The sequence below is a fragment of the Lysinibacillus sp. FSL K6-3209 genome (assembly GCF_037976175.1).
Lineage (GTDB): Bacteria > Bacillota > Bacilli > Bacillales_A > Planococcaceae > Lysinibacillus > Lysinibacillus sphaericus_D.
On the sequence record NZ_CP150264.1, the window covers coordinates 3,824,621 to 3,837,842 of the forward strand.

Below are 13,222 nucleotides of genomic sequence, written 5' to 3' on the forward strand. Positions count from 1 at the left end.
GGAACGCACAGTACGTAAGACGCAACAGACCGCGCGTTAGCGAGGGTTGCGGCTTACGATGTGCCCGCGGAAAGCGCCCGAACGTAGCGGAAATCAACGGGAGTAGACATCTATTTTTATTTTAAAATGAAAAAAGACTGTAGGCAAACTCGAAATTTTTCGAGTTTGTCTACAGTCTGAGCAGAGAGTGATTACTCTCTGCTTTTTTTCTTATTCATGAAAAACGGAGTTTATTTTAACAAGCTGGGACAAAAAAAGAAGAGTTAGATTGATGGCAGTCAATCTAACTCTTTTTGCTATGCCGTTGTTGTCTGCCTTACTTTTTGCTTGGGATGTTATTTTAACGCAATACAAATATTTTTTGCCTCGGTGAAAAATTCTAGACTATGGTGACCACCTTCACGCCCTACACCGCTCTTTTTAAAGCCGCCAAACGGGGCACGTAAGTCGCGTACAAACCAGCAATTGACCCAAATTGTTCCCGCCCGCACATCATGTGAAATACGATGAGCACGTTGTAAATTTTCCGTCCAGACCACTGCATTCAATCCATATTCTGTGCCATTTGCAATCGCTAATGCTTCCGCTTCTGTGTCAAATGGAATAATCGTAACGATTGGCCCGAAAATTTCCTCTTGGCAAATACGTGCTTGAGCATTTTCCTGCAAATATATAGTCGGTTGTAGGTAATAACCCGTGCTTAAATGTGCTGGTAATTCAGGACGTTTGCCACCATAAATAAGCGTCGAGTTTTCATATTCAGCAATGCTTAAATAGCTAGTTACTTTGTTGTAATGGGCTTGACTTACGACTGGCCCCATATTCGTTTTAGCATCTTGCGGATCGCCAACAACTAATGCTGCAGCCGCTTCTTTAAAACGTGTGAGAAATTCATCTAAAATAGTACGCTGCACTAAAATACGTGATCCTGCTAAGCATACTTGACCCGAATTCATAAATGCTGCCTGAATGGAGACAGGAATGGCCTTATCTAAATTCGCATCTTCAAAAATAATATTAGCTGCCTTTCCACCTAATTCAAACGATACCTTTTTTAATGAATCTGCACCATTTTTCATTATAGCTTTCCCTGTTGTTGTTTCCCCCGTAAAAGAAATTAAATCAACTTCAGGATGTGTCGTCATAAATTCTCCTGCCGACTGAACACCAAAACCATGCACGACATTAACGACCCCATCTGGAATACCAGCCTGTTGTGCAATCTCTCCAAGTAACGATACGGTTAATGGAGTAATTTCTGCTGGTTTAATAACTGCCGTATTCCCTGAAGCTAAACAAGGCCCAAGCTTCCATGTTGTCAGCATAAAAGGTAAATTCCATGGAGTAATTAATGCAGCCACTCCAACTGGCTCATAACGCGTATAATTTAAATACGCATCATCCATTGGATATACCTCACCACCTTGCTGTTCCATAAAATCCGCAAAAAACTTTAAATTTTCTGCTGCCCGTGGGATTTCACGCTCTAATGCTACTTGGTAAGGCTTCCCTACGTCTAATGCTTCTAAGCGTGCTAACTCTTCTTTGCGTTCGATGATGATTTCTGCCATCCGTCGAATTTTTGCACAACGTTCCGATAGTGGCATCGTTCGCCAAGGACCTTCTTCAAAAGCTTGACGTGCAGCTTCACAAGCACGATCCACATCTTCAAAACTAGCTTCGTGAACTTTTGCAATAATTTCCTGAGTCGCTGGATTTTTCACCTCGAACAATGTTTGAGAAGAAGATTCTACATATTCTCCATTTATGAATAGTTTAACTTCCTTCAATTTCGTTTGTGTATTTGCCATGATAGACCACTCCTTACTCTTCATTTTGTCGACGTTGGATGGACTTTCCTGCAATCCCCCAATGAGAACTTGGGATTTCATTTAAACATACACGAACCGTTTCCAGTGGTGCATCGAGTACCGAAGAAACGGTTTTACTTAGTTCTTCTATTAATAGTTCCTTCTGTTCTTTCGTTCGCCCCTCAATAAACGTTACTTGAATAAATGGCATCTCAACTCCTCCTTATCTATCGCTCTACTTGAACGGATAATGATTCCATTCCGTCAAAACTGACAGTAAAGCTATCTCCTGCATGCATTGTGGCAGAACCTGTTAATGCGCCACTAAGTACAATATCTCCTGCTCGAATATGCTGCCCACGGGCAATTAATTTATTCGCCATCCATGCAATGGCTCTTGCTGGATGCCCCATAACGGAACCTGCTGTACTCGTCGCAATCATTTCATCATTTTGTGTAAAAATACAGCCCATATTCACCAGATCCACTTCATTCACTGCATATTTTTGCGAACCCACTATGTAGCGAGAGGAAGAGGAATTATCAGCGATTACATCTGGCAATGTAAAATGGAAGTTTAAATAGCGACTATCAATTATTTCCATGGCAGGTGCAACATAGGCAGTTGCTGTCAGTACGTGCGCGACAGTCACTACTGGGCCGACTAAATCTTCCTTAAACACGAAGGCAATCTCTGGCTCAATTTTGGGGTGAATAAGTGATTTTAATGATATTGGATGTTGGGCATTGACCGCCATATTCGCTAATAACACGCCATAAGTAGGCTCATGCACGCCCATCATTTGCTGTTTAGCTTTGCTTGTTAAACCGAGCTTAAGTCCCGAGATGGATGTTTGCTCATGTTTGCACTTTAGTTCAATAAGTTTGTCTTGAATATCATAAGCTGTTTCAACGGTTAATTCTGGATAGCGCTCGACAAACTTCGTAACCTCATACACATCCCGCTCTGCTAAATACAACGCATATGCAATTTGATCTAGCGTATCGGTTTTCATCATCGCTCGTTCCTCCATTCTCTTTATACTGACTGTTTCACATCTGCTATGTTACGTGCAATCTCTGCTATTAAATCTTCCTGACCACCTACTGCTTTCATTTTGCCAAGTTCTACTAAAATTTCGCGTTCATCTACGTTATATTTTTTCGCTGCTTCTTGAGTGAATAGTAAAAAGCTTGAGTAAACGCCTGCATAGCCCATCATTAAGCTAGACCCCGTTATTTCCTGTGGTCGTGGCATAAATGGCGCTACGACTTCATTGGCAACGTCGATTGTTCGATATAAATCAATGCCTGTTTCATAGCCTAGACGGTCGAAAACCGCTACCATTACTTCTGTTTGAGTATTTCCACTACCCGCACCTAAACAGCGTAAACTACCATCCACATACGTAGCACCTGCTTCGACTGCAGCCATCGTATTTGCCATAGCAAGTGATAAATTATTATGGGCATGGAAGCCAATTTCGCAAGAAACATGCGATTTTAGTGCAGCTACCCGCTCTTTCACCTCATGGGGAAGCATGGCACCTGCTGAATCTGTCACATAGATAATTTCAGCTCCATAACTTTCAAATAATTTCGCCTGCTCCACTATTACTGACGTCGGAGCCATATGTGCCATCATTAAAAAGCCGACTGTTGTCAATCCTAATTCTCGACTTAAATAAATATGTTGACCAGCAACATTTGCCTCCGTGACATGCGTTGCAACCCTCGCCATGGTAGCGCCCGCCTTCACAGCATTTTTTAAATCTTCCTTTAGACCAATTCCAGGTAATATTAAGACTGAAATTGCCGAATCACCACATTCTTCTTTTGCCGCCGCTATTAACTTCAGTTCATCCACTTTCGAAAAACCGTATTGCAAAGAGGAACCACCTAATCCATCCCCATGGGAAACCTCAAAGTATTTCACTTTTGCTTCTCCTAAACCTCTTGCAACATCTCGCACTTGCTGCTCCGTAAATGCATGGCGCATTGAATGACTGCCATCCCTCAATGTCACATCTAAAACGGTTAATTGTTTTGTCATCATCCTCACCTCCAATTAGTTCGACTTGACTGTTCCATGTTGCAGCTTAGCCATTTGATTTCCGACTTGCACTGCTGCCGCTGTCATAATATCGAGATTTCCTGAATACGGTGGGAAAAAGTCTCCCGCCCCCTCAACTTCCAAAAAAACTGATATTTGTTGACCTTCAAAAATAGGCGCACTCGTCATGCGATAACCCGGTACATATTGTTGTACAGCGTTCACAATCTCTTCAATAGCCTTTGTAATTTCCTCTTCCTTGCCACCTTCATTCACTAATACATGTACAGTGTCACGCATCATAATTGGCGGCTCTGCGGGATTTAATATAATAATGGCTTTCCCTTTGTTTGCACCGCCTACTTCCTCCAGCGCCCTAGCTGTTGTGCGTGTAAATTCATCAATGTTAGCCCGTGTGCCAGGCCCTGCACTTTTACTCGCCACCGTTGCCACAATTTCTGCATACGTAACATCCACCACTTGATTAATGGCATACACAATAGGAATCGTCGCTTGCCCCCCACAAGTCACCATATTGACATTGTCAACCGCCACGTACTTTTCCAAGTTTGCACACGGCACAACAAATGGACCAATAGCCGCTGGTGTTAAATCGACTATCTTTTTGCCAAGTGCCAGTACTTGTTCACTGTGCGCAGTATGGGCATTGGCAGTTGTTGCATCAAACACAATATCGAAGAGTTCTGGGCATGCAACTAAACCCGCAATACCATTTGTAATGGTATGATAGCCACGATCCTTCGCACGCTGAATGCCATCCGATGTAGGGTCTATTCCCACCATTACACTCATCGTTAAATACTCACTGCGCTCAATTTTGTACATTAAATCTGTCCCAATATTTCCAGAGCCTAAAATGGCAACTTTCAATTTGACCACTTTTATTTCTCCTCCTTTCTTCGAAACGTGGCGGAAACTGCACCAAGATGAGCAAAGTCCGCTGTAAAACTATCTCCATCTTCTATCGTTACGGCTGATGTTAATGCGCCTGCTAAAACCATTTCCCCTGCTTGCAAGCCAATATGGTATTTACTTAGCTTATTAGCAAGCCATGCTACTGCCCGTAGTGGATTTCCCATTACAGCAGCCGCTGCTGCACTATCAAAAAGCTCGCCATTGCGATAAACATTCATACCAATATGCGGTAAATCTACCTCAGTCAATTTTGTTGGAGTGCCGCCAATAATAACCATTGCGGAAGAACCGTTATCTGCTACTGTATCTTCAAAATTAATTTTCCAATCGGTAATACGACTATCAATAATTTCTAAAGCTGGCACAATATAATCTGTCGCTTCGATAACATCCATCTCCGTAATAGAGGGCCCATATAAATCCTTCTTCAAGATAAATGCTATTTCAAATTCCAACTTCGGCTGAATAAAATGATTGAGAGAAATGGTTGCACCGTCCACCTCAACCATATCCGATAAAATATGACCGTAATCTGGTTCTGTTACTTGAAATTGTTGTTGCATCGCCTTGCTTGTTAAACCTATTTTTTTACCGATAATTTGTTTGCCCATTTGTTGCTTTGCTGCAATTTGAAGTAATTGAATCGTATAAGCGTCATCGACAGTAATATCTGGTACAGTGGACGTTAATGGGGCAATAGGTCGCTTTGCTTCTTCTGCTTCTAATAACTTCTTTGCATAAAGTTGTCTATCCATTGTCAACCTCCTAAGCCTGCATTGTTGTTTCCACTGCAAGTGAGCCGTATCTTCCATTGAAAAATAGTAACGGCTCTCCATCTTCTAGTTGAATGTCCTTTACACTGCCGATAAATAAAGTGTGGTCGCCTTCAACATATGTGCTCGCTACCTTACAGCTAATTTGTGCAAGCGCGCCCTCAATTGTCGGGGCCCCTTGTAAATCACTGAATTGGACCTCGCGCTTTTCTTTTATTTGGCCGGCAAATAACATAGATAATTCTTGCTGTTGTGCAGATAATATATTGACTGTAAATGTCCCACTTTGCTTGATATGCTCCAGCATTGAAGCCTTCTCCCCAATCGAGATCACTACTAGTTTTGGATTAAGTGAAACAGACATGAACGCATTTGCCGTCATGCCATGAATAGTGCCATTCACATTTGTTGTAATGACAGTTACACCTGTTGCAAATTTCCCCATTGCATTTCTAAAAAGACGATCATCCATTACATAACCTCCTCATCAATTAGTGCTGTCTCAAATACTAAAAAGTAGTAGTTAAGACAGCTATTTAGGCACGCTATTTATTACTCATCTATTTATTTCACTGGAACTTTCACTGCACGATCAGGTGTGCCATATAAGAAATACTCATTAGGTAGAGGTGAGCCATACCAAATAATCGCCTCGTCTAACTCATTTTCGCGCCAAGTGATTGGCTTCCAGTCAGGGTCGAAAATAAGATAACCAGAGTCACCAAATAATTCTACTCGGTTTCCACCAGGCTCCATTACATACATGAAATACGCTTGGCTTACACCATGTTTTCCTGGGCCCGCTTCTATTTGAATTCCGTTTTCTACGAAAATATCCGCTGTATCCATTAAATGCTGTGGATAGCCATACCAAAATGCAATATGATGGAAGCGACCACTATTACCAGTTTGATCGTTCATTAATGCCACTTCATGTACTAATGGGCTCACACTCATCCACGCACCAATTTCTTCATTATTATTCAAGACAATTTGTTCACGTAGCTTAAAGCCTAAATGTTCAGACATAAATTCACGATTTTTTGCTACATCTCTACACATTAAGTTGATATGATCTAAACGTCGGGCAGGGACACCCATTAATGGTCGTTTTTGTGGACGGCTTTTTAATAATGTTTTTTGATCTTCCGCTGGCTGGAAATAATCTACTTCCCACAAAATTTCTTGTTTATGACCATCAGGTGTAACAAATTGATAAGCACGACCATGCCCTAAATCGCCATCAATCCAACCTTTTCCATAGCCGCTTTTCTCTAACGATGCAACCCTTCGTTCTAACGCTTCAGGTGAACTTGCACGCCATGCCGAATGTCCAAGACCTGCTTCTTTACCTTCTGTTAACTTTAATGTGTGATGATAAAAATCCTCATACCCTCGTAAATAAACCGATTGCCCTTCACGCGCTGTAATTTGTAGCCCCATATAATCGGTGAAAAATTTTAAAGATTCCTCTGGTTTCGGTGTAAAAAGCTCCACGTGCGCTAACTGTGCTACATCAAAATTTGTCATCCATCATTCCCCCTGATTTTTTATTTATTTGTAAAGTAATTCACATCATCCGGATTTACCCAAGTTGGGTCTGTCCAACCCGTTAAATCATAATCAGCCATACATTGCTCAGCAAAAGCGATAAACTCGTCTGTTTTCCCGCTTCCCTGTGCACCAAACAACGTTTGTAATCTTATGTCTTCATGGTTTCCAGCGTAATTTCGTTCATATAGCTCACTTCGACCACCGAATTCTGTACCAATGGCATCCCACAGTAGCTTGATTGTTTTAATTTTTTCAAGAGCCTCAATACCATTTGAACCTCGATAAAGCTTATCCAATGTTGGACGGAATTCCTCATTTAAAAAGTCTCTAGCACTGGATGGCTGTACAATTAAATTCCCTGCTACGATTTGCTGTATAATGCCTTTAATCTTCGGCCAGCCTTCCTGCAAAAATACGCGATAGGCTAAGCCACCATTTAAATTTGGAATGACAATGCCATTCTCTTTTTTCTCTGGATTCAGCGCCATCGCATCGCTTAATGACCAGAACATATGACGCCATGCCATAATCTCACCAATATGCACTTGAACACCTCGGAATTGATCCGTACCTGCTGTCTTTAATGCCTTTAGCAAGACACCGATAATAAAATCTAATTTCACAGCTAAGCGTGTGACACCTTGGAACGTAAAACGATTAATGAAACCGCTTTCTACAAAGAATGAAGTCGTCTTCTGCATATCTTCATAAATTAAAATATTTTCCCACGGAATAAGCGCTTGTTCGAATACAAGTACTGCGTCATTTTCATCGAAGCGGCTACTTAATGGGTAATCGAACGGACTTCCCATAATCGCAGACGTCATTTCATATGAAGCACGGCTTATAAGCTTCACTCCTGGTGCATCCATAGGTGCAATAAAAACCACCGCAAATTTTTTATCTTTGATAGGTAAACCATACGTACCAACGAAATTGTAGTTTGTGATTGCAGAGCCAGTAGCCACCATTTTTGAACCACTGACGATTAAGCCCTTATCCGTTTCACGCTCTACTTGAATAAATACATCGCCGACTTCATGCACGTCTTTATGGCGGTCCACTGGTGGATTGACAATGGCATGATTGAAAAACCAATTGCGCTCTTGTGACTCTTTATACCAACGCTTTGCATTTTCTTGAAAAGGTGAATAGTATTCGGGATTTCCTCCGAGCGTTGCAAGGAAGGATGCTTTATAATCTGGTGTGCGTCCCATTTGTCCATAAGTCAGTTTTGCCCAAGCAACAATTGCGTCTCGCCCTTGAATTAAATCATCTGCGCTCCGTGCTGCTCGGAAATACTTATGTGTATACCCCCCGCTCCCCGTATCCGTTTCACAAGTTAAAATATCTTTGTATTGCGGGTCATGCATGGCATCATATAAACGTGAAATCGATCGTGCTGAATTTCGAAAAGCTGGATGTGTCGTGACATCCTTCACACGTTCACCATGTAACCAAATTTCCCGACCATCCTTTAAACTTTCTAAATATTCCTGCCCTGTCAATGGCTTCGTACCTTGTTGAACAACCATTCTCTTCCCTCCTACAAATCTTTTTTCTTGTTTGACATGTCTATTTCAATTTAATACTTTTTGAATTTTTAGATAATTAACAAAAAGTATAGTCTTCTCTTTTTTTTCTTTAAAATTTGAAAGAAATTTTCGTATAAACTAGAAAAAAGCCAGCAAAATCGCTGGCTTTTCTCACTTTTTATTTTCTAAAGTTTTAATTGCATAATAAATTTTCAATGCCAAATGACAGCGAAAACGGCCATCCCCTGTACGCATGTCTTCCTGCAATAATGATTCAATTTTTTCCATTCGATAACGAAAACCAGGGATTGATAGATTCAAAGCTTTTGCAGTTTGATTGACGTTACCACTATGGTTTAAAAAAACTTCTAACGTATGGACAAGGGTTGCATGATTTTGCTCATCATATTCTAATAACTGACCAAGTACCTCTTTGTAAAACTGTAAAAGCTCTCTTGGATTTGTCGTTTTTAAAAATAACATAATATGTTGGAAGTTTTCGTAAATGGCCGCTTGTGACTGTTGTGGCGCTGCGTAACGTAAAAATTGGCATATTAATTTCGCATCGTTATAGCTATTCCCGATTTCTTCTAACTTCTCTGCATTTTTTCCTACGCCTATTTGGAAAGTTGCTTGCTTAAAGCGCTCCATTACCCTTTTCGATAAGGCACTAAGGAAGTTCGACATATATTGAACATCTTTCTTGCAGTCTTCAAGAATAAGCAGTACTTCCTGATTTTTAATAAAGCACTCCACGTTTAAATACTCAGTCGCTAAAAAGCTATGCACTATTTCCGGTTCTTCATGTTCCATTGTTATAACGATAACACGATTATTTTTACTCGGATCAAAATAAAAAATATTTCGTGCTTTTTTAATAAGCTCCTCTGAGGGAGATTGTTGACTCATAACTTCATCTAAAAAATCCGATTTTTTCTTCCACTGCGATTGTGCAATTTGTATTTGCGTATATAAATAAATCGAAAAAACCGTTACAGCACGTTCAATAATCATTTCCTGTTCACGTGTTAATGCTTTGTGACTTAAAATTACCAATGTACCCAATTGTTTTTTCATCGTCATAATATCATATTCATGGCGAAACTCTTTTTTCTTACGACTCGCCTCTATATAAACTCGTTCATCGTCTTCATGCATAAAATAGTAACCAATTGGTTTCATTAAGTATCTTCGTTCCACAGTTACACTGCATTGTAACGCATCACTTAACAGGTATAACAGCTGGTTTAATGTATATCCTTCAAGCATTGCATGTGTCATTTGTTTATGAATTGTGTCTGAATGCACAATGGAATTATTAAGACTTTTTAACTCATTAAATGTATTATCTAATTCATCAGCTAACGAAGTATCTTGAAAGTAGCGCAATATTTCCAACTGTTCTTCAGTAGCGTGCTCCTTTGTCCGTACAACAAATTTACAATAATCATCGCATTTCCCCCGACATTTCTCCTCAAAAACGACAATCTCTTTTGGATACGTTTTGGCTAAAAATCCTGCTACATAACCGATTAATGTCCAACAAACACTTTCATCACTAAAACCAAAATGGCGGACATGTTCCTCTGCCTCGTAAGAATGAAACCATTTCCCTTCCATTTCGAACTTATCATTAGTTATTTCCAATACATCAATTTGTACACTGACAACGCCCTCTAATGTATGAATGGCAGCACCAGCCCTAATTAACTCTTTTAACTCCTTCCAGTTGTACATTTTCTTGATAGAGCCACCAGCACTGTAGCCGCATGCCCAGCCATATCGTAATAAAAAACCTTTTGCACGCTCCATATTCAAGGTTTGAATAATATCACGTCTAAAAAAGCCAAGCGCTTCAGCTGACTTTAAAATCATTCGATTCCCATTGAATTTTATAATGCCTGAGCGTGGATTAATATCTATAGCATTTTCAAACACTAAACGATTTGCTTTCATGAATAGGCACCCCCATAAACATGCTGTTTTCTCCCATCATGTTTTTACTGTCTACACATTTTCCCTTACTACTACGATTTCCCATACGAATAAGTAAGCGTTTTCTTGACATTAAACAAAGAAGAGCACAAAAGCGTTGCCAGATAGATAATTCGAAGATTTAAAGTGTTTAAGTTTACTAACAATCATAGTATATTTTTAGTTTTCAGACAATTTAAATTACTAGACGCCAATATGTTTGCATAAAAAAAGTACTGACCATTTAAGAATCAGTACTTAAAAAATAGTAAAGATATTAAAGTTCTTGTACAAGCTTTAATAAGGCTGTTAACGAATCTACCTCAAAGGTTGGTGTTACATTCCCAGTTAGTTTGTTGTTTTCACGGTTAATCCACACATTGCGCATGCCCACTCGAGAAGAACCTAAAATATCCGTATTTAAGTTATCGCCAACCATAATAGCATCGTTAGCAGTAATGCCCGCCGTTTCCATTACATGCTCAAAAATAGAGGCATCAGGCTTTCCTTTACCAAAGTCACCAGAAATAATGATATGGTCGAAGTACGGTGCGATTTCAGGTGTAATTTCAAGCTTTAAATTTTGTAAACTTGGTGCACCGTTCGTTAGTAATATCAGTTGATATTTGCCTTTTAGCTCATCTAGAACTGCAAACGTATCTTCGTATAAAAAAGGTGAAACTTTGCGTTCAGCTACAAAGCGTTCTCCTAGTTTTGCACCTAACTTTGCATCGTCTATACCAAGTGCCGCTAAACCCTTTGTCCATGCTTCAGTACGATAACCTGGCACAAGTTCTTTCATTTTTTGAAAAGAATCAGTAGGGTCATCAAACGTTCCCCAAAGCCCTTCAAAAGGGTTAATACCGATTAACACTGTATAATCATATGTTTCGTAGCCCTCATAAAGTGCACGTGCTTCTTTGCGCACAGCTTCCTCTAATGCTGCTGAATCCACATTATGTATTGTCGCTGCATATTCACATGTTTTTTCAAAAGCTGTTTTAACAGATTTTTTGTCCCATAACAACGTATCATCCAAATCAAAAATAATTGTATTAATTGACATAGTGTCAGCTCCTAGCTTCTTTTCTACTTGAACAAAAAGCATTCATATCGCTTATTTTAGCATATTTTCAAAATAGTTAGCATAGCTTTTTGAGCAGGTTCTCGCTCCTACAAACATCATAATTGTTTGCGTGACTGACACTGAAATACAACATCTACTCATCCGCCATTTTTTACGTAATGCTCAACTAGTTGTTTTGTTTTCATGCGAATGAAACGATATGGTTCTTGCATTGCCTGCACAACAGTAGTCGATTCATCTACTAGTGATTCCACAACGGTAAAATGCTCCAGCAAAGCAGGCTTATGTTCTTCATCAATAGCACCAGACAATAGCACGACATGTGCATTTGTTGATTTTGCAGCTAGTGCTACCCCCAATGGCGCCTTTCCATGTAATGTTTGACGATCCGATTTCCCCTCACCAGTAAAAACTATTTGAGCGTCTAGTAGATGCCTTTTTAACTGTACAGCCTCTAACACAATATCTATGCCTGCTTGGAAAGTGCCGTTTAAAAAGGCAATTAATGCGCCACCAACGCCTCCTGCCGCACCAGCTCCTTTATAATCGTGTAAACGAATGTGAAATTGTCTTTCTACAATATCTGCAAAACGTTTCAAACACTCATCAAACAAAGCAATTTCATGCTCTTTGACACCCTTTTGCGGACCAAAAATTGCTGTAGCTCCGCGCTCTCCAACCAAAGGATTATCCACATCACAGGCAATAGTAAATGTTGCCTCAGACAGACGTGCATCGAGTTGACTACTATCAATGGATGCTAAATCTAGTAATCCCGACACGCCATTAGCAATGGATGAACCATCACCTTTCCTAAATTGCACCCCAAGTGCCTTTAATAGACCAATACCCGCATCGTTAGTAGCACTGCCACCAATACCGATAATAAACTGACGAAAACCTTTATCCAGTGCAGCCTTAATTAACTGTCCCGTGCCATACGTTGATGCGAGCTCAGGGTTTTTTTCGCTGTCCCGCAACAGCAGAATACCCGAAGCTTGTGCCATCTCAATAACACAGGTTTCATCATCCCCAAGCACTCCATAGTTTGCTTTAATCATTCTACCTAGCGGATCAAGTACACTTGCTGAAATATATCTCCCGCCCGTTGAAGCAATAAGTGATTCTAATGTACCCTCTCCTCCATCCGCTATTGGTAAAATAACGGTCTTAATTGCTTGATCTACATCCATGACGCCTGCCTGCATTGCATTTGCAACCTCAAATGCAGATAAAGTACCTTTATAAGAATCTGGACAAATAATGACTTTCATTTTATACCCCCACTCTGTTCATATTTTCCTTCGTGTTAGCAATCAGACAATCCTATAAAATATTAAGCGCTTACAAATTATTATAATGATAATAAATTCAGAAAACATTAAAATGACCTGCACATTTCGTTGATTCCTAAGGGAAGGTTGTGCAGCTATTTGTCCTGCCTTTGTAGCGATTCTTGGTCATTTAGTGGCGATTCACAAACTTTTAAACAGCAAAAA

Annotated in this window: 12 protein-coding genes; all 12 read right to left on the minus strand. The window is 40.1% G+C overall.

Annotated features, from left to right (window positions below):
* Positions 1 to 335 precede the first annotated feature (335 nt).
* On the minus strand, positions 336 to 1,811 hold the full coding sequence (locus MHH88_RS18615) for an aldehyde dehydrogenase (protein WP_231785067.1): 1,476 nt from the start codon (positions 1,809 to 1,811) through the stop codon (positions 336 to 338).
* Between the two features lie 13 nt (positions 1,812 to 1,824).
* The gene (locus tag MHH88_RS18620; RefSeq protein ID WP_339259948.1) at positions 1,825 to 2,022 is read right to left on the minus strand and encodes a 4-oxalocrotonate tautomerase; all 198 of its coding nucleotides are present in this window, start codon (positions 2,020 to 2,022) and stop codon (positions 1,825 to 1,827) included.
* 16 nt (positions 2,023 to 2,038) lie between these two features.
* Positions 2,039 to 2,830, minus strand: coding sequence for a fumarylacetoacetate hydrolase family protein (locus tag MHH88_RS18625; protein WP_339259950.1), 792 nt, complete (start codon positions 2,828 to 2,830; stop codon positions 2,039 to 2,041).
* Positions 2,831 to 2,850: 20 nt separating this feature from the next.
* A complete protein-coding gene (dmpG, locus tag MHH88_RS18630; protein ID WP_339263121.1) occupies positions 2,851 to 3,864 on the minus strand; it encodes a 4-hydroxy-2-oxovalerate aldolase in 1,014 nt (337 codons plus the stop codon).
* A 15-nt stretch (positions 3,865 to 3,879) separates the two neighbouring features.
* Positions 3,880 to 4,764, minus strand: coding sequence for an acetaldehyde dehydrogenase (acetylating) (locus MHH88_RS18635; protein WP_103977674.1), 885 nt, complete (start codon positions 4,762 to 4,764; stop codon positions 3,880 to 3,882).
* Positions 4,765 to 4,766: 2 nt separating this feature from the next.
* Positions 4,767 to 5,555: a fumarylacetoacetate hydrolase family protein gene (locus MHH88_RS18640; protein ID WP_069514686.1), complete on the minus strand. Its 789-nt coding sequence runs from the start codon at positions 5,553 to 5,555 to the stop codon at positions 4,767 to 4,769.
* A 10-nt stretch (positions 5,556 to 5,565) separates the two neighbouring features.
* Complete coding sequence (locus tag MHH88_RS18645; RefSeq protein ID WP_339259952.1) at positions 5,566 to 6,045, minus strand: flavin reductase family protein; 480 nt, start codon at positions 6,043 to 6,045, stop codon at positions 5,566 to 5,568.
* A gap of 92 nt (positions 6,046 to 6,137) precedes the next feature.
* Positions 6,138 to 7,103: a catechol 2,3-dioxygenase gene (locus MHH88_RS18650; RefSeq protein ID WP_024362311.1), complete on the minus strand. Its 966-nt coding sequence runs from the start codon at positions 7,101 to 7,103 to the stop codon at positions 6,138 to 6,140.
* 20 nt (positions 7,104 to 7,123) lie between these two features.
* The gene (locus MHH88_RS18655; protein ID WP_069514693.1) at positions 7,124 to 8,662 is read right to left on the minus strand and encodes a 4-hydroxyphenylacetate 3-hydroxylase N-terminal domain-containing protein; all 1,539 of its coding nucleotides are present in this window, start codon (positions 8,660 to 8,662) and stop codon (positions 7,124 to 7,126) included.
* A gap of 171 nt (positions 8,663 to 8,833) precedes the next feature.
* The gene (locus tag MHH88_RS18660) at positions 8,834 to 10,618 is read right to left on the minus strand and encodes a XylR N-terminal domain-containing protein (RefSeq protein ID WP_339259955.1); all 1,785 of its coding nucleotides are present in this window, start codon (positions 10,616 to 10,618) and stop codon (positions 8,834 to 8,836) included.
* A gap of 295 nt (positions 10,619 to 10,913) precedes the next feature.
* Positions 10,914 to 11,702: an HAD family hydrolase gene (locus MHH88_RS18665; RefSeq protein ID WP_339259957.1), complete on the minus strand. Its 789-nt coding sequence runs from the start codon at positions 11,700 to 11,702 to the stop codon at positions 10,914 to 10,916.
* A 158-nt stretch (positions 11,703 to 11,860) separates the two neighbouring features.
* The gene (locus tag MHH88_RS18670; RefSeq protein ID WP_339259959.1) at positions 11,861 to 12,997 is read right to left on the minus strand and encodes a glycerate kinase; all 1,137 of its coding nucleotides are present in this window, start codon (positions 12,995 to 12,997) and stop codon (positions 11,861 to 11,863) included.
* Positions 12,998 to 13,222 lie beyond the last annotated feature (225 nt).

Bases quoted from the DNA above. Each gene is read 5' to 3' on its own strand.
- MHH88_RS18660 (WP_339259955.1), bottom strand. From the start codon at position 10,618: ATGAAAGCAAATCGTTTAGTGTTTGAAAATGCTATAGATATTAATCCA.
- MHH88_RS18640 (WP_069514686.1), bottom strand. From the start codon at position 5,555: ATGGATAGACAACTTTATGCAAAGAAGTTATTAGAAGCAGAAGAAGCA.
- MHH88_RS18655 (WP_069514693.1), bottom strand. From the start codon at position 8,662: ATGGTTGTTCAACAAGGTACGAAGCCATTGACAGGGCAGGAATATTTA.
- MHH88_RS18615 (WP_231785067.1), bottom strand. From the start codon at position 1,811: ATGGCAAATACACAAACGAAATTGAAGGAAGTTAAACTATTCATAAAT.
- MHH88_RS18650 (WP_024362311.1), bottom strand. From the start codon at position 7,103: ATGACAAATTTTGATGTAGCACAGTTAGCGCACGTGGAGCTTTTTACA.
- MHH88_RS18670 (WP_339259959.1), bottom strand. From the start codon at position 12,997: ATGAAAGTCATTATTTGTCCAGATTCTTATAAAGGTACTTTATCTGCA.
- MHH88_RS18625 (WP_339259950.1), bottom strand. From the start codon at position 2,830: ATGATGAAAACCGATACGCTAGATCAAATTGCATATGCGTTGTATTTA.
- MHH88_RS18645 (WP_339259952.1), bottom strand. From the start codon at position 6,045: ATGGATGATCGTCTTTTTAGAAATGCAATGGGGAAATTTGCAACAGGT.
- MHH88_RS18665 (WP_339259957.1), bottom strand. From the start codon at position 11,702: ATGTCAATTAATACAATTATTTTTGATTTGGATGATACGTTGTTATGG.
- dmpG (WP_339263121.1), bottom strand. From the start codon at position 3,864: ATGACAAAACAATTAACCGTTTTAGATGTGACATTGAGGGATGGCAGT.
- MHH88_RS18620 (WP_339259948.1), bottom strand. From the start codon at position 2,022: ATGCCATTTATTCAAGTAACGTTTATTGAGGGGCGAACGAAAGAACAG.